At 34.3% G+C, this 21,320-nt stretch carries 14 protein-coding genes and 1 other RNA gene; 10 read left to right on the top strand and 5 right to left on the bottom strand.

What is annotated here, in order from left to right:
• The first annotated feature begins 1 nt into the window (after nucleotide 1).
• Together GXW81_RS02740 and GXW81_RS02735 are read left to right on the top strand one after the other, a co-directional pair.
• On the top strand, nucleotides 2-1,057 hold the full coding sequence (locus GXW81_RS02740) for an efflux RND transporter periplasmic adaptor subunit (RefSeq protein ID WP_161531091.1): 1,056 nt from the start codon (nucleotides 2-4) through the stop codon (nucleotides 1,055-1,057).
• A gap of 63 nt (nucleotides 1,058-1,120) precedes the next feature.
• Nucleotides 1,121-4,276, top strand: coding sequence for an efflux RND transporter permease subunit (locus GXW81_RS02735; protein ID WP_161531090.1), 3,156 nt, complete (start codon nucleotides 1,121-1,123; stop codon nucleotides 4,274-4,276).
• Nucleotides 4,277-4,337: 61 nt separating this feature from the next.
• Here GXW81_RS02735 and GXW81_RS02730 read toward each other — a convergent pair whose 3' ends face one another.
• The gene (locus tag GXW81_RS02730) at nucleotides 4,338-6,557 is read right to left on the bottom strand and encodes a TonB-dependent receptor domain-containing protein (protein WP_161531089.1); all 2,220 of its coding nucleotides are present in this window, start codon (nucleotides 6,555-6,557) and stop codon (nucleotides 4,338-4,340) included.
• A gap of 232 nt (nucleotides 6,558-6,789) precedes the next feature.
• On the bottom strand, nucleotides 6,790-7,557 hold the full coding sequence (locus GXW81_RS02725; RefSeq protein WP_185153010.1) for a carboxypeptidase-like regulatory domain-containing protein: 768 nt from the start codon (nucleotides 7,555-7,557) through the stop codon (nucleotides 6,790-6,792).
• Between the two features lie 176 nt (nucleotides 7,558-7,733).
• On the opposite strand from GXW81_RS02725, the gene ssrA reads away from it, so the two are divergent.
• The 6 genes from ssrA to GXW81_RS02695 all read left to right on the top strand — a co-directional run bounded on the left by ssrA (nucleotide 7,734) and on the right by GXW81_RS02695 (nucleotide 15,062).
• Nucleotides 7,734-8,133, top strand: a transfer-messenger RNA (tmRNA) gene (ssrA, locus tag GXW81_RS02720).
• Between the two features lie 207 nt (nucleotides 8,134-8,340).
• Entirely contained in the window at nucleotides 8,341-9,045 is a 705-nt protein-coding gene (locus tag GXW81_RS02715) for a hypothetical protein (protein WP_161531088.1), read from the top strand.
• Nucleotides 9,046-9,058: 13 nt separating this feature from the next.
• Nucleotides 9,059-12,643 (top strand): sialidase family protein, encoded by a 3,585-nt coding sequence (locus GXW81_RS02710; RefSeq protein WP_161531087.1) that lies wholly within the window; start codon nucleotides 9,059-9,061, stop codon nucleotides 12,641-12,643.
• Between the two features lie 41 nt (nucleotides 12,644-12,684).
• Entirely contained in the window at nucleotides 12,685-13,194 is a 510-nt protein-coding gene (gene msrB, locus GXW81_RS02705; RefSeq protein WP_161531126.1) for a peptide-methionine (R)-S-oxide reductase MsrB, read from the top strand.
• 168 nt (nucleotides 13,195-13,362) lie between these two features.
• On the top strand, nucleotides 13,363-13,992 hold the full coding sequence (locus tag GXW81_RS02700) for a hypothetical protein (RefSeq protein ID WP_161531086.1): 630 nt from the start codon (nucleotides 13,363-13,365) through the stop codon (nucleotides 13,990-13,992).
• Nucleotides 13,993-13,997: 5 nt separating this feature from the next.
• Nucleotides 13,998-15,062, top strand: coding sequence for a hypothetical protein (locus tag GXW81_RS02695; RefSeq protein ID WP_161531085.1), 1,065 nt, complete (start codon nucleotides 13,998-14,000; stop codon nucleotides 15,060-15,062).
• Nucleotides 15,063-15,075: 13 nt separating this feature from the next.
• Here GXW81_RS02695 and GXW81_RS02690 read toward each other — a convergent pair whose 3' ends face one another.
• Nucleotides 15,076-15,507 (bottom strand): nucleoside deaminase, encoded by a 432-nt coding sequence (locus GXW81_RS02690; RefSeq protein ID WP_161531084.1) that lies wholly within the window; start codon nucleotides 15,505-15,507, stop codon nucleotides 15,076-15,078.
• A gap of 67 nt (nucleotides 15,508-15,574) precedes the next feature.
• Nucleotides 15,575-16,075 (bottom strand): superoxide dismutase family protein, encoded by a 501-nt coding sequence (locus GXW81_RS02685; protein WP_161531083.1) that lies wholly within the window; start codon nucleotides 16,073-16,075, stop codon nucleotides 15,575-15,577.
• Nucleotides 16,076-16,193: 118 nt separating this feature from the next.
• Between GXW81_RS02685 and menD the strand changes: the two genes are divergently transcribed.
• Nucleotides 16,194-17,867 carry a 2-succinyl-5-enolpyruvyl-6-hydroxy-3-cyclohexene-1-carboxylic-acid synthase gene (gene menD, locus GXW81_RS02680; RefSeq protein ID WP_161531082.1) on the top strand — a complete coding sequence of 558 codons (1,674 nt, stop codon included), beginning with the start codon at nucleotides 16,194-16,196 and terminating at the stop codon, nucleotides 17,865-17,867.
• A 91-nt stretch (nucleotides 17,868-17,958) separates the two neighbouring features.
• On the top strand, nucleotides 17,959-20,091 hold the full coding sequence (locus GXW81_RS02675) for a S46 family peptidase (RefSeq protein ID WP_161531081.1): 2,133 nt from the start codon (nucleotides 17,959-17,961) through the stop codon (nucleotides 20,089-20,091).
• A gap of 74 nt (nucleotides 20,092-20,165) precedes the next feature.
• On the opposite strand, the gene GXW81_RS02670 is transcribed toward GXW81_RS02675, so the two are convergent.
• A complete protein-coding gene (locus GXW81_RS02670) occupies nucleotides 20,166-21,170 on the bottom strand; it encodes a bifunctional oligoribonuclease/PAP phosphatase NrnA (RefSeq protein WP_161531080.1) in 1,005 nt (334 codons plus the stop codon).
• Nucleotides 21,171-21,320: the final 150 nt, after the last annotated feature.

Here is a 21,320-nt window from a genome sequence, read left to right as displayed (position 1 = left end):
CATGAATAAAAAAACATTATTATCTATTATAGCGGTAGTAGGCGTAGCTGTAGGCTTTTTCTTTATTCTTCAAAAAAATAAAGCTAAGAACCAAGAGCAGGTAAATATCGTAGCAGAAAAAAATACCGAAATAGCGGTAAAAGCAGAAGCTGTAAAAAGAGAAGAAATCGGCGGTGCGTTTAGTGTTAATGGTACTTTTTTACCTAAAACACAGGCAAATATTTCTGCAGAGATGGGCGGACAGTTGGTGGCTCTTTATGTAAAGGAAGGTAGTTATGTGAGAGCGGGGCAAGTAATAGCTAAGCTCAAAGGAGATAAAATTAATGTGAATGTAGGTAACGCTCAAGCTAATTTAGACCAAGCTATTTCGGCACTTAATCGTTTTGAAGCCGCTTATAAAACAGGTGGAGTAACAGCATTACAACTAGACCAAGCGAGATTGCAGGTAAAAAATGCTAGAGCACAGGTACAATCGGCTCAGCTTATGTCTGGTGATACCAATGTAGTGTCCAAAGTAAGTGGTATTGTTAATCAAAAAATGGTAGAGCTGGGTAGTGTTGTGGGAGCAGGTATGCCTATTGTACAGGTGGTAGATATTTCATCACTTAAACTAAAAGTAGAGGTAGATGAGTCTCAAGTAACACAACTAGCAGTTGGTAATACGGTAAAAGTAAAACCTAGTGTGGTAGATACCGAGATAGATGGACAAGTATCCTTTATTGCACCTGCATCTAATGGAGCTCTTAAATTCCCTGTAGAGATTACAATCAATAATGCCTCTAATCTGCTTAAGGCAGGTATGTACGGAACAGCAACATTTGACAGAACTGGAGCTAAAGAAATTTTGAGTATTCCTAGAAACGCTTTCGTGGGCGGTGTGAGTGATAATTTGGTTTTTGTAGTGAGAAACGGTGTAGCTCATCTTACTAAAATCCAAAGTGGTGCTAACTATGGTGATAAAGTAGAGGTTACAGGAGGGCTTAATGCTGGAGATATGGTGGTAACTAGTGGGCAAATCAACTTAGTAGATGGTGCTAAAGTTAAAGTATTAAAATAATCATTTGGATTTAAGAAATCGATGTTTTTTTGATTTTTTAATGACTTAATAGAGAAATATAAGATGAAATTAGCAGAAGTATCCATAAAAAGACCCAGTTTAGTTATTGTAATCTTGGCGTTACTTCTCATAGGAGGGCTGTTTAGTTATAAACAACTTAATTATGAGCTAGTACCCAAGTTTGAAGTAAAGGTAGTTACTGTGGCTACCATATATCCAGGGGCATCTCCTACCGAGGTAGAGAACACCGTGTCCAAAAAAATAGAAGATGCGGTTTCTGCACTAGAAGGGGTGAAGAAAATACAAACTAAATCTTACGAAAGTCTTTCCATTGTTATCATTCAGTTTAATAATGATGTTAATACAGACTTCGCAATGAATGATACCCAAAGGAAAATCAATGCCATTAGGTCAAACCTTCCTGACGGGGTTAAAGAGCCTTCGTTATCGCAATTTTCACTTTCAGACTTACCTGTTGTAAGTATGGGGGTTACCGCCAACTTATCTGAAAATGAACTTTATGATTTGATAGACCAAAAAATTCAACCAGAATTTTCTAGAATCTCAGGTGTCGCTAAGGTAAATATTGTAGGAGGGCAAGAGCGAGAAATTCGTATCAATTTAGACCCTAGTAAATTACAAGGTTATGGGCTTAGCATTCCGCAGGTGGTTCAGATAATTACAGCATCTAACCTAGATTTTCCAACAGGAAATTTGCAGACTAGAGATAACTCTACACTTATCCGTCTTTCAGGGAAAATAGCTTCGGTAGAAGAGCTTAGAAACCTTACCATTGCCTCTATGAATGGTATTAACATTAAACTTTCTGATGTTGCCGAAGTACAAGACACTCAGAAAAAGGTAGAAAAAATTGCTCGTATCAATCAACAGAATACCTTGTTACTTCAAGTTCAGAAACAAACTGATGCCAACGCGGTTACAATGAGTGAGTTGGTTCAGAAGAAAATGAAAGTTATAGAAGAACAATATAAAGACCAAGGGCTTAAAATCAATTTAGCTAATGATACTTCCGTATTTACACTTGCGGCAGCAGATTCGGTGCTGAAGGATTTACTTATTGCGGTGGCGTTGGTGGCATTTGTGATGTTGTTTTTCTTGCACAGTTTTAGAAATGCTCTTATCGTAATGGTAGCTATTCCTACTTCTCTTATTGCAACATTTATAGGGATAGCGTTGTTTGGGTTCTCGCTCAACTTGATGAGTTTACTCGCGTTATCTTTGGTAGTAGGGATATTGGTGGATGATGCCATTGTGGTAATCGAGAATATCCACCGTCATATGGAGATGGGTAAAAATAAAGTTCGTGCGGCGTATGATGGGGCTAAAGAAATAGGCTTTACCGTTACTGCTATTACTTTGGTAATTGTGGTAGTATTTTTACCTATAGCTTTAAGTAGCGGTTTGGTATCCGATATTATTAGACAGTTTTGTGTAACGGTGGTTATAGCTACAATGTTGTCTTTATTAGTATCGTTTACCGTAGTACCTTGGCTGTTCTCTCGTTTTGGTAAACTTGAGCTGATTAGCAAAGATTCTATATTTGGTAAAGTAATTTACACTTTTGAAGATGGTTTAACTAAGTTCACTCATTTTGTAACAGATTTACTTAAATGGTGTCTAAATAATAAGATTAAAACCTTTGTTGTAACCTTCTTACTTTTTGTAAGTTCTATTGCATTGCTCGTAATGGGTTACATTGGCTCAGACTTTTTCCCTAGAACAGATAAAGGAGAGTTTTTGGTTCAAATAGAAATGCCAAAAGATGTTTCTATAGAGCAAACCAATTTTATGACCCAAAAGGCAGAAAACTATCTTGCTAAAAATTCTAATGTAGCTACAATGATTACCACGGTAGGGCAGTCTAGTGGTGGTATGGGAGCAGTACAGTCCACGCCGTATAAGTCAGAAATTAATGTTAAACTTATAGATAAATCTAAAAGAAGTGAGCCGAGTAATGTTTTTGCTGCAAAAATAAAACGAGAGCTGGAGCCTATTTTGGTTGGTGCAAAAGTAACTACCGTGCCTATGGGACTTATGGGGGCAGAACAAGCACCATTACAGATGACAGTAATGGGGACTACATTAGATGAAGCTTTAGGCTATGCTAAAGAAGCAGAAAAAGTACTAAAATCTATAGAAGGTGCTACGGAAGTAAAGCTGAGCGTAGAAGAAGGTAACCCAGAGATTTCGGTAAATGTAGACAGAGATAAAATGACGGCTTTAGGTCTTAATGTAGCAACTGTAGGACAGACATTGAGAACTGCTTTTAGTGGAAATACCGATAACAAATTCCGTACAGGAAATAGTGAATACGACATCAATATCATCTTAGACGAATCTAAAAGAGGTAGCATAGATGATGTAAAAAATATTGAGTTTACCAATGCTCAAGGGCAGAGGATAAAATTATCACAATTTGCTGTGGTTGATTTCTCTTCTGGTCCTGCAGTTTTGGAGAGGTACGACCGTTCACCAGCTGTTACTATACAAGCTCAAACCATAGGTAAAAGTATGGGAGCAGTAGCTAACGAATGGCTTGCTAAGCTGGAGAATGTAAAGAAACCTGCCAACGTAAAATGGGTATGGGGTGGTAATATGGAAAACCAAAGTGAAGGTTTTGGTTCTCTAGGATATGCATTACTAGCGGCAATATTATTAGTATATATGATTATGGTAGTGCTTTATGACGACTTTGTAAAACCGTTTATTGTACTATTTTCCATTCCTCTTTCCTTTATTGGGGCGTTGTGGGCATTGGCTCTTACCAATCAGAGTTTAAATATCTTTACCATTTTAGGGATTATTATGTTGATTGGTTTGGTGGCGAAGAATGCCATTCTCTTGGTAGATTTTGCTAACCATAGATTAGAGCAAGGTGAAATCATAGAAAATGCTTTAATACAAGCCAACCACGCTAGACTTCGTCCTATTTTGATGACTACGATAGCGATGGTGTTTGGTATGCTTCCTATCGCGATGGCTTCGGGAGCAGCAGCAGAGATGAATAACGGTTTAGCTATTGTAATTATCGGAGGGTTATTATCATCATTATTCCTTACATTAGTAATTGTTCCAGTGGTATACTTAATTGTAGTAAAACTGGAAAGAAAACTTGCTAAAGAAGACAAAAAAGATTATGATGCTTTAATGAAAGCAGACTATAAGCACCTTCATCCAGAAGATGAGATAGAGTTTTAGAATAACAAAAAAAGAGGCTTCATTTACGAAGCCTCTTTTTATTTAAGATTAAATGTAAAACTTATCTTCCAGTCCTAGTTTGGATATCGTTATTAGAGTTTTCGTTTTTCTTTACTTTTTTAACCTTTTGGTTTCCGAAATTATAAGTAACCGAAAGAGCATAAGTTTGGTTATATTGTCTTTGGGTAACATCACTAATGTATCCATTCTCTTGTTGGTTTTTTATATGAATGTATCCCATTGTATTAAAGACATCATTCGCTGTAAAACGAAAAGTCCAGTTTTCCCAATTCTTTTTTATAGAAAGGTCTAGCTTTTGTAGAGCACTGATAGTTCCTATTTCCATTTTTTGTTTAGAAATCCAAAAGTAATCTACATCTAACCAAAGATTTTTGGCTTTGTTAAGAGCAATTTGGTTGTTAGAACTTAATACTAGATATTCGGTAGTTCTATCCACAATATAAGTAGGGAAAACTTCTTGAGTTAAAGGGTCTTTGCCTACACTACCACTAAAACGGGTATAAACTCCAGTAGCGTTAAAACTTCCCATCCATCTACCATTAAAGAAGGCTTTTTGCATGCCTATACTTGCAGATAGCTGGTTTTTGTTACCATAGTTAGTTCTTATGTATCTCAGCTCCGTAATGTTGCCATTGGTCTTTTGTAAAGGTATTTGAGTGGTTGCATCTTTAGTATAGTTTTGGCTAAGGCTTAGGAAATAAGTACTCTTAAACATATACATTAGCTGTTGGTTGTAGCTGGTAGATGCTTTCATAAAGGGGTTGTTTTGTCCAAAGTTAGTTTCTGTGGTGTACATTCTTACAGGATTGAGTTCCCAAAATGAAGGTCTTCGTACTCGGCTAGAAAAAGAGTAGCTGATAGAGTGATTGTCATTAGCCTGATAAGCTAAATTGAGGAACGGAAGTAAATTACTGTAATTATTTTTGAAATGATAATAAGGGTCATTTTTTCCTTCCACATCACCTTTTGTAGAGGTCATTTCGTATCGTAAACCTACCTTTGTAGAAAGCTTTTCGCCAAAATTTCTCTCGTAGTTGGTATAGACAGTACCTATATTTTCTTGATAAATAAAGTGGTTACTCAGTGCATTATTTCTATAAAATACTAAATCCGAAGCGGCAATATCAAAAATAGTATTGTTATCTGTTTTGGTAGTACTGAAGTTTCCACCTACGGATAGAGTAGAATTATCTTTGAGTTTCCAAATATAATCTAAAAATCCAGAGGTATTATTGATGTTTTGAGGCGCCTCTTGATTCATAGCCGAATTAAGAGAAGCGGCATTATTGCCTACGCCAGAATAAAATAGTAAATTACTGTTGTTTTGTCGATTAAATTTGAGGTGAGATAGATTGATTTTTAGCACGCTCCCATTTTTATCTGTTTTTAAATCATAGTTAAGAGCGGTAGAGAAATTTTGAGTGTTTTCTTTCTCTAGTCCTTCTGATGGGCGTATTTGGAATAAGTTTCCATTGATGAAGTCTTGGTTGTTAGAAGTAGTTTTGCCTTCTTTCTGAAAAGAAAGTCCAGAATTAAAACTAAAGTTTAAGTTACTCTTTTCAGTGAGTTCATAATCTGCGGTAATATTGAAATTAGTTCTTTGAGAAGGCATATCAATATCCACAAGGCTAAGAGTTTTGGTTGTAGAGGTTCCGTTCTCTATTGTAAACTTTTGTTTATAGTTGTCTTCGCTATATCCTAAACTTGTGCTTATGCCAAGTTTATTTTTTCTGTAGTTTAAGCTGAGGTTAGACGAAGTATTATTATAAAATGCTTGCTCATTTTCCATTCTTAGGACACCATTAAAACCATCGGTATTCTTCTTTTTCATAACGATGTTAATGATGCCTGTGTCGCCTTCCACATTGTACTCACTACCAGGAACACTAATAACTTCTATCTTAGAAATGTTTTCAGAAGGAGTGCTTTTTAGTAGAGCTAACAAAGCATCAGCATTCATATTCGCTTTTCTTCCATTGATGAAAATGGTGGTATTAGACTTTCCTAAAATTTTAAACTCTTTCCCATCAGTAGTAGTAACGGTTGGCGTTTTTTGTAGAAGCTCTAAAACAGTATTCCCTTTGGCTGCGGGAGATGCTGCTACATTATACACCATTCTATCCGATTTTTGCTGAATGAATTTCTTGGTGATTGTAACTTCTTCTAACTTTTTAGTTTTAGTAGAATCGGTTTTAGAATTGGTTTGTGAAAATGCGGCTGTAGAAACCAAAATTCCGAGTAAAAAATAAGTCTTTCTCATAGCTTTTGTTTTTAAAAAAGAGCCGAGCGGTGGTTATTAGTTTAAATGAATGTGAAACCCGACTCTTTTGTTAAGATTATTAGTTTTATTTTCTGATACAAAGATATGTAAATAAATCACTATTATGCAATACAAAGTAGTAAATATTTTATGTAATTTATTTTAACTAATTGATTATCTGTGTTAAAAAATTAAATCTATTTAGGTTTTCTATAGAGTAAGACGCAAGAAATTATAAAAGGTTGCCTAAGTAATACTTATTTTTTTGAAAAAGAGGTCGTTTTTGTTCTGCTAAAATCATAAACTGAACAATATGGTTAGGAGTTAATCTTCCGTATTTTAAAATATCTTTCGTGTCAAAATCTTTAAGTACAAAATAAATGAAGGCATCTTTTTCGTCATAATTTATATTGAGTTCCTTGAAATAGTCTTCTCCTAATTCTTTATCTAAAATTTGGAGTAAATCTAGTAGCGTCCATTTATTATTTACTTTTCCTAAAGAGAACCCTTCTCCTTTTGGTTGAGTAAAAAGCATAGGGTTTTCTAGTTTTGACTTTTGGTAATAGCTATAAGGCGTTTTCTTATAATCAAGAAATAAATCCAATTTTAGTTGCTCCAAATTTTTATTGGGTTTAAATTGTTTTAGGTCTTCTTTTATGCTGCCTGTAGTCTTTATGCTTAGTTTCACTTCTTCGATTTCTTTGTAAGAGGGGAGTAGCATTATGTTTAATTCATTGCTGAAACTTTTGGAAGCTACTTTATGAGCCACCCTTTCATAACCGTATTTTACAAATCTTAGTTCTTCGTTTTCAGAAGCAGGTATATTAAAGGCACCATTGTTATCCGTAGTGGTTTGTTGATTGGTGGTTATATTGATAACAAGGGTATTCCCTAAAGGGATATGATTTTCACTAACGACTTTCCCTGTGATTATTTTTTGAGAAAACAAAGATTGATTTAGTAATAAAGGAAGGATAATAATATATAGAGCTTTCATCATAGTTTTTAAGGTAAGGTTATGCAGGTTTCAAATGTAATCCAAAAAGTAATATAGAGTTATTGGTTTAACAGTAGGTTAATAGTCTTTAAGACTATTTAACGCTTATCATTTAAACTTGGGTTAAAGATTTATTCCCTAAACAGAAAAATTACTATCTTTGCGGACTAAAGTTTACGGGGGCTGACTGGTTTCGACAGCAAGGTCAGTAGGTAAGTAAGCATGCAGAGAACCGTAGCGCGATCTCTTTAATCCCTTGCTACAAAGTTTAACTGGCAACGAAGAGTTTGCTCTTGCTGCTTAATCCGAAGCATTAGTAGGATAAGCCTTTTCCCGAAGTATAGTAAGGAAACAAGATGTCTCACGGAAGCTCTGTTCTGCGGCGTCCGAGTATGAGGCATAGGAAATGCGGAAATAAGCCTTTAGAAGCTTTGGCTAAAGGACGAAAATCTTAAAAGATAAGCGTAAAGTTGGCGGTCTGTTGTCTGCTTTATGACGAAAACTAAAAACAGACTAAGCATGTAGAAAGCTTGCGTATTGCTTGTTTGGACGAGGGTTCGAATCCCTCCAGCTCCACTAATTAAACTAAAGGGAACTTTCTAAAGTTCTCTTTTTTTATTTCCTATTTCTAGCAGAAATTTTTAGGGTATTTGGATGCGTAAGTTAATTATTTTACAAGAGGTGTCATGCATTAAATCTTTTCAAGCAGATAAATGAAAGAAGCTCGGTTTAGCCTATTTAAACTATTTGTCATAAATTTGCACCCCTTTTTTAAAAAAACAATCTATGAAAAAATATGCATTTTCTTTATTCTTAATCTCAATATCTACAGTTGCCTATTCTCAAGTAGGGATTAACACACCTTATCCTAAAGCTACCTTAGATATTGTAACCAAAAATCCTGATGCGCCAGATTCTTCCGCTGGTATTCTAGTACCTAGAGTATCCCAAAATCCAACTTCTGGAAATGAGAAAGGGCAACTGATATTTAATACTCAAGAAAACGCATTCTTTTTTTGGAATGGAGCTTCTTGGGTGTCTATCAGTCAGGGAAATCCTGCCGCTCAAAATTATGCCTATTTTAAGGATACTAGGAGTTCAAGCAGTATTTCTGTAACTCAAGGCTCTGTAGAGACTACTATACCTAATACTATCGTGCAATTTACTCTAAATGAAAGTAGGCAAGTACAGTTTAACGGTACTATAAACTTCAAAGGAAGAAGTTCAGCTTTTGCTCCGTTGTTCAAGTTGAAACTTACTAAGACTGCAGATAATACTTCGGAAATTATAGATAAAGCATCTAACACCTTCTTATCTGATGGTATTACAGACTACTATGGCAATATGCAGCTATTAACCATAAAAGAGCTTCCTGCAGGTAGCTACACTGCAGAAATTGTGGCAACTTATAATGACTGTTGCAATTTCAACTTCACTTATGAGGTGGGAGGTAGTGACACTCCTGTAAGCCTATTAGTTCAATACAAATAAAAGATAAAGAAGCATGTTTAGATATTTATTTTCTATCTTTCTATGTTTGGTAGGAATCTTAAAAGCACAAAATGATGAAATTCCTGCATTTTACAAAGAAATGCAGAAAAACAAACCTAATGTATTCGTTGTAGATTCCTTATATGATATTCATAGAGCAAATACCTCTTTAGATTTTGATGCTGAGACCTTGGAAGAAATCAAAAAAATGAAAGCTTCCAATCCAAATAAAGTACAAAAATCACCTTGGTTATCTAACGCTAGACAAGAGAATAGTCCTATCAAAAAAGAATTCCGTAGTGAATATGAAAAAGAATACCTTGAGTGGCGTAGAGAGATACAACCTTACCTAAACGAAAAGGGTTATATAGACTATCCTTCCACACAAGAGCTCAATCAAACTTTTTCGCAAAGACCTAAAACACCTTTACTAAGAAGAGTTTTAAGGAGTTTAGGTATAGCAACTAGCAGTACCTCATCTAATATCTATGACAGTTCTGAAATACCTTATCACGCTACTTTTTCGGGGTGGCATTATTATGGTCCTGTTCAGTTGCTCTCTAATATGGGACAGAATAATGTTACTAGCCAAGCTAATGTGAGAGCCTTTGCTCAATCTCCTACTAACCCTAATCATACCGTGTGTGCGGTGGAGAATGGAACCATTTATATCTCACACAACAAAGGCAAAATGTGGCATTTAGCAACAAAAGATTATGATATTAAAAATATTACTGCACTAAGTTTTTCGGCTTCAGATGAAAATATAATTTATGCTGGAGCAGGAACGGGACTCTATGTCTCTAGAGATGGCGGCATCACTTGGCAACTTCTGTCTGACTTTAACAACCTAAAAGAATATGCTAAAATAGGTAATAATATTACCACTATCATAAGTGTTTCTACTGATAGAAATGCAATGAATGACAATGTCTTAATGGCGACTAACCGAGGTATTGTTAAACTAAAACAAGTTGGAAGCGGGTCGTCTGTAAGCTATCAATATGAAGTTAAACTTCCTCTTTGTATTACAGATATTATTAAACGTCCTAACTCTAATAATGAATTTTATGCCGTAGCCTACGATGCAACTACCAATTTTATGTACTTTTATAAGTCCACCGATGGAGGTGAAACTTGGGTAAAAAAAGGAGTCAATGGTAAAGGTTGGTACGAACCTGCAACAAGTATGTTGCGTACTTGGGGAGCAAGACTTGCAGTAACATCTGCTAATGATAAAGTGGTTTATGCTTATATTATTGCCAACGAAACCTCCAGAGATAATGGGCATTGGGGAGTGTATAGAAGTGATGATGCTGGAGAAACATGGCTGTTACCTAACTCTAATGGTCCTGGAGCGGGAGCTAACGGATATAATAGTTCAACTAATATCAATATAGCTACTTTTCCCTTTCAGCCAACGGGAAGTTATACACAAGGGTTTTATAATTGTGCTATCATCGCTTCGCCTACCGATGCTAATACTTTCATAGTGGGGGGGCTTAACGCCTATATTTCGAGAGATGGCGGTCAAACTTTTAAATACTTTGGAGGTTATTGGGGACCTAATCAACTGCATCCTGATATGCAAACCTTTTATCAACAGACCAATACAGATGGTAGTGTAGACACATGGTTAAGTACCGATGGAGGAGTTAACTACTCTACTGACTTTTTTGAAACCATGAATGAAGTAAGAACTTTTGGACTGGGTAGCGATTACTGGGGCTTTGACCTTGGGGAATATAACACCAATATGGGTGGTGGTATGTATCATAATGGAGACAACTACCACGTTTCTACTTATGGTAAAGGTGTTTTCAAAGCCTTAGGTGGAGGTGAGAGTTCTACAGGCTATATTCTTCCAGGGAATGATGAAAGACATTTTGTATTCTCAGATTTTCAAGGTGTTATTGTTTCTCCTGACGTTAATACCACTTATACGCCTGCGTATAAATTAGACCCAATTCCTCTAGAACCCTATGCAGGAAGAGGGATACCTTATTACACCCAAAGGGATCATAATGGAAATATGTACTATTTTACTCAGACCAATGAAGAAAAAGCTCTAGGTAAATTTAATCTACAAGTTTATAACTATAAGGATAATAAAGTTTACTTATTGAAGGAAATGACTACCGTACCTACTGCGGCTCCACAACAGTATACAGTATCTTTCTCTAACCCTTTGTATCAGTATCTAATTGTAAATAACACCCTGTATGCTTCTACAGACGGAGGAAAAAATTGGGAAGAAAAAACAACACCTTTCGCTAATAATATGAATTTAGCGGTTTCGGATAGTGATCCTAAAATCATTTATGTATTAAGAACCTATACTACAGGAAACGATATTTTAAAAATCAGTAGAGATGGTGGAAATACCTTTCAAAATATTAGTAATCCAAACACTAGCCGAAACTACAGACATATCCTTAATGTGAGAGGGACTGATGTGATTTTCATTTTTGGAAATAACCAATCCAAAGTGTATTATTATATTGATGGGGCTTGGAAAGAATACAGTGAAGATTTACCTTTTAATCTCAATATTCTAGAGCCTAAAATACAATATCGTACGGGCGAGTTTTTTATGGCAACTAGCGGAAGTGGGATTTGGACGAGAAGACTTCCTGATGAGGTTTTGGCTAAAATGAATGTAGTTAAAATCAATATTGAAGCACCTAAGAAAACAACCATTATTAAAGACTTTGTATTCCAACCCACTAATATTTCACTCTATTATGGCAAGAATATTGTGAAGAAGCAATGGGAGTTTCCTGGAGCCGAACAAGTAAGCAATGCCGATACGGATAAGCCTTCTGTAGTGTATAATAAATACGGAAAATTCGGTGTAAAACTAACTCTGACCGATAGTGATGGTAAAACTTACAGCCAAACCTTCCCTGATTTTTTCACGGTGTATCCTTACTGTGCGTGTGATGCTCCGAATATCATGAAAAACTTGATAGGAAATACCTTAGTTTGGGTAGATGCAGGAAAGACAAATGAACAAAATCAAACCGTAGTTGATAGAGTTACTAACGAATCTTATAGTTTAGTTAACGCTTCTAATAATATAACATTAGAACAAAACCCTAGTCTTTATAATGGACAAAAAGTATTAAGCTTTAAATCTGGTGATAGCTATATAGACTTGGGTAAAACTTATGAAGGTAAAACCTTCTTTGTGGCTTCTAAAGTAAATCCTAATGCTAATAATAACTTTAATTTCTTATTAGGAGATAATAATTATGCAGATTTTCATAGCGGAGGCAGATTGGGTAGTATCTTTAGTGCAAGATATATGTCAGACAACAAAAGGTTTGATACTTTACAAAGTGGTAAAACGATGATTAACGGTGTGGATAAAAACTATTTTATAACTAATTTTACTACTGATAATCTAGCTGTTTATGCTCTCCGTGTTGCTAATGACAACACCGTTGCACGAGTGCGTTATATCTCTAAAGATAGGGGGCAAACCAATCGCTCTTGGCGTGGTGAGATAGCAGAAGTTATTGTTTTTGATAAGCTATTAACTAATGAGGAAATGAAAGAAGTAAATACTTACCTCATGCAAAAATTTGGTTTGTAAAAACAGAATATATCATTAAAAAAATCTCTACTTTTGTGATGATGAAATCAATAATTATCTCATTAGTAGGGATTTTTTCTTTACTACAATGTTTACCCAAAAACTCTAATATGGAAAAGCCTCAGTCTATCAAAAAGAATCCTTATTATTCTCGTACAGACTCTACCTTAGTTAAATTATCCAATGAAGAATGGCATAAAGTACTTTCACCAGAGCTTTATTCTATTGCTAGAGAAGCTGCAACGGAAAGACCTTTCACAGGTATATATAACGATTTTGATAAAAAGGGAAATTACTATTGTGCAGCTTGTGGCAACCATTTGTTTAAGTCAGACTATAAGTTTGCGTCTTCCTGCGGTTGGCCAAGTTTTTTTGAAGTGAATAAAGAAGGTGTTATCTATAAGAGAGATTCTTCTCACGGTATGGAGCGTACCGAAGTTTTATGCAAAAGATGCGAAGCCCATTTAGGGCATGTATTTAATGATGGTCCTCCACCCACAGGCATACGCTATTGTATGAATTCTATAAGTTTAGATTTTGTCCCTAATTGAATGGTTAAGTTAGATATATACTTATTACAGCCAAAACTCTTATAAACCTATTTTTTTAACTTTTTCATATATTACATATCTATTATATAATTTATTTTTCAACCATAAATAAAGCAATATGAAAAAATATTTTATTTTTGCTACCTAAAAATATTTTATTTCTTTCATATGAAAAGATTATATGTCCTAACAATATTTCTTATTGTTTTGTCTTGCCATAAAGAAAAAAGTGGTGATATTGTTTCTAAAAGTATTAAAAATATAAAACAAGGAAGTGAATTGGTTAAAAATGTAGTGGTTGAATCTGATTCAATAAAAAATATAAAAAAACAGATTTATGAGAATCATATGAAAACTAAATTTCCTGAATATTTGAGTATTATAAATTTCTTTGAGAGAAAATCACCTTTCATATTAGAAGATGATGGTAATATATTTAGAATTATAGACCTAAAAATAACAGATAACGGTTCCGTAACTTATAGGTTTAACGATAATCCTTCTGAAATAAAATATTTTTATGATGCCAAAAATAACTATTACATTTATACTTTTGATGCAACAAATAGATCCAAGCCAGTTCTTAAGGAAATAAGGAGATATAAAAAAGGTTATTTTTCTCAGCCTGTTCATGACTTAATTTTTGAGAACAATAAATTGGTAAGAGAAGTTTTTGTAGCAAATGTTTCAAGAGATTTTTTTGAAAAAAAAGGTAACCAGTATTTTGAAGTAAAAAAGAAGTTTAATAGTGGGCATGTTACTAATCTTTTTAACCTTGGTAAAGTAAAAAAATTTTAACACACATGGAGATAAGATTTATTTTATATGTCTTTTTATACACAATTATACTTATTTCCTGTAAAGAAGATGTAAGTGAGGATAAATCAGTTTTTGGACTTTCTTCGAATCCTTCTCGTCCTCTTATTACAATTGATAAGTATACATCTAATTCTATTAATCTTATTGATTATTACAGAAAAGATTTGCAATACATTTTAAATACTAGTATTAAAGATATATTAGACACTTATAAGATAACATTGGAAGAAATTGAAAAAAATAAGATATATTCTTCTACCTCAGAAAAAGAATATCAACAATATTTACAAACAACTAGAATAAAAGCATTAGATTCTTTAGTTTCAAAAGATTTACATGTAAATTATGAATATTCAAAGCTTTTAAATGACTTGGAAAGAATGAATTTAGAATATTCAAACAAGTATAAAATTCCTATTGATTCATTTAAATCTTATTATACTTTGGATAAAATTATTTTGAGTGATGAGGTTCTTCTAAAGGTTCAAGAACTAATTAAAGATAACCAAAAACATGCTTTACAAAAAGAAAAAGAGTTACAAACAGATATGTTTTTTTCTGCCCTCCACTTTGTACCTCTTGGTACAGCTTCTGTTTCTAAAATCGCTATTAACCAAATACATTTAGGCATAAAACTAGCACTTCATAACAAGCCGTTACAGGAAAACTCAGGTAAGATTACTAAAATAGTTTTTGATTATGCAAAAAAATCAGGTACTTACAAAATAAATAATATGATTAATAAAAAAATAATAGAAAAAACATCTAATGAAGCAAAACGAATTGTTTTATCTACTAAAATTGAAAGTGGTTTAAAAAGAAAGGTCGTTCAAGAATCAACCAATATTATCAAAATGTCAGATACTCTAAGTCACAATAAAAAATCACAATTAAATACTTTTGAAGATTTTAAAGTAATTGAAAATAAAATTGAAGGTCGTATAGGAGACTTTTCAGATGGTATACTTGCTGTTCATTTACAGAATATTAGAGAAACCATTAAATATAATCAAAATTTAATCAGAAAGGAAGAGAGTATGATAAGATAATTTAAGCAACTTATTACCTTTTAGATTTAAAAAACTCTTTTACTAGATTGCGGCAATCGTCTTCCATAATACCGATGGTAATTTGGGTTTTGGGATGAAGGCTGATGTTTTGATTTAGAAAACCTCTATGCTCATCTCTAGCACCTATAACCACTCTAGAAATCTGAGACCAAAACAAAGCTCCTGCACACATAGTACAAGGTTCTAATGTAACATACATAGTACAGTCTTTAAGGTATTTGCCTCCTAGAGCGTTAGCCGCAGAAGTTATAGACTGCATTTCTGCATGGGCAGTAACATCGTTTAGAGTTTCTGTAAGATTGTAACCTCTAGCAATTACTCTCTCATTGTGTACAATTACGCAGCCCACAGGCACTTCGTCTTTTTCAAACGCATTTAAAGCCTCCTGAAAGGCCATTCGCATAAAGTATTCGTCTGTAAACATATCTGTTATAAACAAAAGGCGAAGTAATCCTTTTGTTATCACTTCGCCTAAAAATATTGTATTCTAATTATTCCTTTATCTCTACACAGCCCACTCTTCCACCTGCATTACCTGTGGGTTGAGTACGGTAATCGTCTTCTCCAGCGTGGATGATGATAGATTTATTGTAAAGATTTTTGGTTTCGTCTTTACAGCCCAAACACCATTTGTCTGTGCTGAATGTAAGTGTTGCGTGACCGTTTTTATCGGCATTAAGATTTCCTATATCCCCCATATGGAAATGCTCGGTATCCCATTTCCCATGATGATGTCCTGTAGGATTCCAGTGTCCACCAGCAGAAGAACCATCTTTAGCCGAACAATCTCCAAACTCGTGAATATGAATGGCGTGTTTACCAGGCGTTAGGTTGTGAACATCTATATTCAAAGTAACCGTTTTAGCTTTTTGGGTAAAAGTAGCTGTACCCTTTGTATCGGTATTACTTTTAGATTGTATGGTGTAGGTTTTGCTTGTAACACAAGAGGTTAGAGCTAAAACACTTCCTAATAACCAGCTTAGTTTTTTCATTTGATTAAATTTTTTGATAAAGTTAAAAAAAATATTATAAATATAATATTTACACGGCACTACATTCTTCCTTACCTCAAAAATACCTTACCTTTGCATTAAGATTTTAAGATTTTCTATGAAACAATATACCTCTAAACGCAGTATACAAATTTTAGCACATTTGCTATCTCAATATGGCATCAGTAACATTGTAATTTCTCCTGGCTCTAGAAATGCTCCAATGGCAATACATTTTACGGAGTTTGAAGAGTTTAATGCTTATAGTATAGTGGACGAAAGAAGTGCAGGATTTGTAGCATTAGGTATGGCAAAGAGTCAGAAGAAGCCTGTGGCTTTGTCTTGTACCAGTGGTTCTGCGGTAGCTAATTATTACCCTGCAGTGGTAGAAGCTTTTTATCAAAATGTTCCTTTGTTGTTACTAACTGCCGATAGACCTTCTGATTATACTGATATTTTTGATGGACAAACCATCAGGCAAAATCAGATTTTTCAACAGCATTCTTATGGTGATTTTCAACTTTTGGAAGACAGCCACGAAGAAGCCGATGAGCATAATTTTAAAACCATTAAAACAGCCATAGAACTTTGCTTAGAGAAGCAAGGTCCTGTGCATATTAACATTCCTTTAGAGGAACCTTTATACAATTTGGTATCCGAAATTCCCGTAATGCCTACCATAGAAAAAGAGAGCAAAAATAATAGTTTTGAGTTAGATAGTACTTTAGTAGCAGAATGGAATACTTCCAAAAAGATAATGATTCTTACGGGGACTTTGGATAAAAATCCAGAGTTGGAAGCTTATCTTTCTCAGTTAGTTAAAAATCATACGGCTGTGGTTTTAACGGAGGTTAATTCTAACCTTCATAACGAGAAGTTTTTTGGGCATATAGACCGTTATATTTTCAATTTAGAGGATAAAGATTTTCCAAATTATGCTCCAGATTTACTTATTACTATAGGGCAAAATGTAGTTTCTAAAAAGATAAAACATTTTCTACGAAAATCTCAAATCAAAAACCATTGGCATATAGATGAGCATTGGCACCCAGATACCTATTTTGTACTTAATAGAAAAATTAAAACCAAAGCTGAAGAATTCTTCAAAAAACTTATACAAGGTATTAATTTAGAGCCAAGAACCTATTTTAACCTTTGGGATAGTCTTAAAAATAAACTAGATGCTAAGCATGAGGAATATGTTTCTCTAGCACCGTTTTCCGATTTTAAATGCTTTGAAATTATTACCCAAAACACACCAAAAGAATACAATATCCACATTTCTAATAGTTCAGCTATAAGGTATGCTCAGTTATTTGATTTTCAGTATCAAAATACAATCTACTGTAACAGAGGAACTAGCGGTATAGATGGTTGTACTTCTACGGCTATGGGTTTTGCTATTGCTAACGAAAAACCTACACTCCTCATCACGGGAGATATTAGCTTTTTCTATGACATCAATGGACTTTGGAATCCTTATATTCCGCCTTACACTAGGATTATCATTCTCAATAATGGAGAAGGCAATATTTTCCGTATCATACCAGGACCTGATACCACTAATGCAATGGATGAGTTTATCGCTACTAAACACTCTAAAAATGCTGAAACTATTGCGAAGCATTTTGGGTTTTCGTATTTCAGAGCAGAAGATTTGGTAACCGTGGAACGGAGTTTGCCTCATTTTTTCTCTCCTGATGCTAAACCTAAAATATTGGAAATTTATACCAAAAATGCTTCTTCGGAAGAGGTGCTTAAAGCATATTTTAAAAGTTTAAAACTAGATTGATGAGTGTATTTCTCCCAATTTGTTGTTTTATTTTGAAATGCTTAATTTTAGCCCATCGAACTTTTTAAATATTTAAAATTATAAATCTAACATGAAAAGATTGTTTCTTGGACTCACATTTTTGTTGAGTTTCCTACAAGCGAAAGCAGATGAAGGTATGTGGCTTCTAATGCTAGTTAAAAGATTAAATGGTGTGGATATGCAGAAGCAAGGGCTTCATCTAACACCTGAAGAAATTTACTCTGTTAATAACTCCAGCCTTAAAGATGCTATTGTAAGTTTTGGTGGTTTCTGTACAGGTGAAATTGTATCTCCAGAAGGTATGATTTTTACTAATCACCACTGTGGTTACGGTGCTATAGCGGCACTTTCTACACCTAAAAAAGACCACTTAACTAATGGTTTTTGGGCAATGAAAAAGTCTGAAGAACTTAATGCTAAAGGGCTTTATGTAAGATTTTTGGAAAGAATGGGAGATGCTACAGAACGCATTAACTCTAAACTTAATAATAATATGACTGCTTCTGAAAGAGAAGCTATTATAAAAGCTGAATATGAGGCTATCAAAAAAGAAAACTCCGAAAATGGTAAATATACCGTTGTTATTAAGGATTTCTTTAATGGTAACGAGTTCTATTACTTCGTGTACAGAGATTATACCGATGTTCGTTTGGTGGGCACGCCGCCTGCATCTTTGGGTAAATATGGCGGAGATACAGACAACTGGGAGTGGCCTAGACATACAGCAGATTTTAGTATCTTCCGTGTGTATGCAGACAAAAACGGAAATCCATCTGAATACAATGTTAATAATGTTCCTCTTAAGCCAAAACATTTCCTTCCTATCTCTTTAAAAGGAGTGAAGCCAGGAGATTTTGCAATGATAATGGGCTACCCAGGGAGAACTAATAGATATTTAACTTCTTATGGTATTTCTCAACTTGTTAATAAAGATTATCCTGCATGGGTAGAGGCTTCTAAAACAGCTATGGATGTGATGAAGAAGTATATGGATAAAGATGATGCTACAAGATTAGGTTATGCTTCACAATATGCTTCTGTGGCTAACTATTGGAAGAACAGAGCTGGTACTATAGAGGCTGTTAATAAAAATGGTACTATTGGAGAAAAGCAAGATTTGGAAAATAGATACTTACAGTGGGCTGTTCAACCAGCTAATGATGCTACTTATGGTAATGTGCTTAATGAAATAAAGGCTTACTATAACCAAGTATCTGATAGAAATGTGGAGAAAAACTATAGCCTTATCTTACAAAGAAATGCTAAGTATATAGGTGTAGCTTACCGTTTAGGAAGCTTATTTAAAACTTATGCAGACCAAGATAAAGCTGGGCAAGATAAAATGAAGCCAGAACTTGAGAAGGCAATAAATGACTACTACGAACACTTTGATGTTCAGCTAGAAGGAGAAATGTTAAGCAAGCTAGTAAGTTTGTACCAATTAAGAGTAAAAAAAGAGGCTCAATCTAAAACACTAGCTAGTGCTAATGCATCAGAACTTGCTAATTTAGCTTACGCTTCTATATTTGCTAATAAGCAGTCTGCAATTCAATTCCTTAATAACCCTGATAGGCTTAAAATTGATGGAGATAAACTTTATCAATGGGCTAACGCTTACATTACAGACCAAAGACTCCAAGCGGAAACTTATGTGAAAGTAGAGGAAGCTTTTGATAAGAATACTAGATTATTCTTAGACGGTCTTAGAAAAGCGGTTCCTGAGAAGAAATATTATCCAGATGCTAACTCTACAATGCGTTTAACTTACGGTAAAGTAGATACACTTCCATTCCGTTCAGATAGACTTTATCATGGTGTTACTAATAATTACTACACTAATATGGAAGGTCTTATCGCTAAGTACAAAAAAGGAGATGAGGAATTTGATTTACCACAAAGAGTATTAAAACTATACAAAAATAAAGACTATGGTATCTATGCAGATAAGGCGGGATATATGCCTGTAAACTTCTTATCTGATAATGATATTACAGGAGGGAACTCGGGTTCACCAGTGATAGATGCTAATGGACATTTAATAGGTATTGCCTTTGATGGAAATAGCGAAGCACTAAGTGGGGACATCGTATTCGAGCCTAAATTACAGAAAACTATAAATGTAGATGTAAGATTTGTACTTTGGGTAATAGACAAATATGCAGGGGCTAAAAACCTAATACAAGAAATGAAATTAGTAAAATAAGTTATTTACTAAAGTCGGATTAAATTTAATAAAAGCAGTACAAATATTTATATTTGTACTGCTTTTTATATGTGCTAAATATCCCATTGCAAGACTATTTCTTTAAAGTCTTGTATGGTGTCTTCTATACTTTTGTGGTATTTTCCTCCCGCCGCATTGATGTGTCCACCTCCGTTAAAATATTGTCTAGCAAACTGGTTAACATCAGCAGTATCTTTACTTCTAAATGAAATTTTTATAAAATCCTCATAAAGGTCTTCCATAAAGAAAGCGGAAACTTTTACACCAAGTAAACTAAGTCCATAGTTTACAAAACCTTCGGTATCTCCCTTTTGGAAACCATACGCTTGTAATTCAGAGCGTTTGAGCCAAAGAATGGCGATTTCTCCATTTTTTATCAATTCTATTCTACCTAATATTAAAGATAATAGGTTGAGTCTTGAAATAGTATTGGTATCCCAAGTGTTTGAAGTAATATTGGCAGGGTCTGCACCGTGTTCTATCAGTTGAGCGATAATCCTATGAGTGGTAGCACTGGTAGATCTAAACCTAAATCCACCTGTGTCAGTCATAATTCCTGTGTAGAGGCATTCTGCAATGGATTGGTTGAGTTTTTGAGTGCTTTCTAGTGCCTCTATAAAATGAAATACCATTTGAGAAGTTGCGGGGATATTCGTGTCGGAGTAGACGAAGTCAAAAGCGTCTGGTTGTTGGTGGTGGTCTATTAAAATTTTAGTAGCAGAAGATTTACTCACCCATTCTCCTACAATACCAATACGAGAAAGTGTATTGAAATCTAGACAAAAAATAACATCCGCATCTTTTATCAGTTCAAAAGCTTTTTTCTTTTTATACTCTGCGATGGTAATTTTTTTAGCTTCGGGCATCCATTTAAGAAATTTTGGAAAGTCATTAGGGACAATAACTTCCGCTTCCACATTTAGAGTTGCTAAAAAATGTTTTAGTCCCAAACTAGAGCCTATAGCATCTCCGTCTGGGTTATAATGGGTGATGATAACAATTTTATTATCAGGTGTTATCAGGTTTTGTATATCTTTAATTTCTTGTGAACTAAACATTTTTTTTGTTCTTTTTTGATGAGACTGCAAAGATAGATAAGCCAAATTAAAATGAGATGTAAATACAGAATAAAAAAATATTTTTGTGTTGAGGTTTGTATATTTTAAAAAAATATTTATCTTTGCAGTCTCAAAAAAGAAAGAATATTA

It is taken from the genome of Riemerella anatipestifer (genome assembly GCF_009932355.1).
Lineage (GTDB): Bacteria > Bacteroidota > Bacteroidia > Flavobacteriales > Weeksellaceae > Riemerella > Riemerella anatipestifer_E.
Note: the sequence above shows the minus strand (reverse complement) of the source record. Positions and strands in the feature narration are given on the sequence as shown.

Coding starts and splice junctions, on each gene's coding strand:
- GXW81_RS02695 (WP_161531085.1), top strand. CDS start 13,998: ATGGAGATAAGATTTATTTTATATGTCTTTTTATACACAATTATACTT.
- GXW81_RS02685 (WP_161531083.1), bottom strand. CDS start 16,075: ATGAAAAAACTAAGCTGGTTATTAGGAAGTGTTTTAGCTCTAACCTCT.
- GXW81_RS02710 (WP_161531087.1), top strand. CDS start 9,059: ATGTTTAGATATTTATTTTCTATCTTTCTATGTTTGGTAGGAATCTTA.
- GXW81_RS02715 (WP_161531088.1), top strand. CDS start 8,341: ATGAAAAAATATGCATTTTCTTTATTCTTAATCTCAATATCTACAGTT.
- GXW81_RS02735 (WP_161531090.1), top strand. CDS start 1,121: ATGAAATTAGCAGAAGTATCCATAAAAAGACCCAGTTTAGTTATTGTA.
- GXW81_RS02700 (WP_161531086.1), top strand. CDS start 13,363: ATGAAAAGATTATATGTCCTAACAATATTTCTTATTGTTTTGTCTTGC.
- menD (WP_161531082.1), top strand. CDS start 16,194: ATGAAACAATATACCTCTAAACGCAGTATACAAATTTTAGCACATTTG.
- GXW81_RS02675 (WP_161531081.1), top strand. CDS start 17,959: ATGAAAAGATTGTTTCTTGGACTCACATTTTTGTTGAGTTTCCTACAA.
- GXW81_RS02690 (WP_161531084.1), bottom strand. CDS start 15,507: ATGTTTACAGACGAATACTTTATGCGAATGGCCTTTCAGGAGGCTTTA.
- GXW81_RS02730 (WP_161531089.1), bottom strand. CDS start 6,557: ATGAGAAAGACTTATTTTTTACTCGGAATTTTGGTTTCTACAGCCGCA.
- msrB (WP_161531126.1), top strand. CDS start 12,685: ATGAAATCAATAATTATCTCATTAGTAGGGATTTTTTCTTTACTACAA.
- GXW81_RS02670 (WP_161531080.1), bottom strand. CDS start 21,170: ATGTTTAGTTCACAAGAAATTAAAGATATACAAAACCTGATAACACCT.
- GXW81_RS02725 (WP_185153010.1), bottom strand. CDS start 7,557: ATGATGAAAGCTCTATATATTATTATCCTTCCTTTATTACTAAATCAA.
- GXW81_RS02740 (WP_161531091.1), top strand. CDS start 2: ATGAATAAAAAAACATTATTATCTATTATAGCGGTAGTAGGCGTAGCT.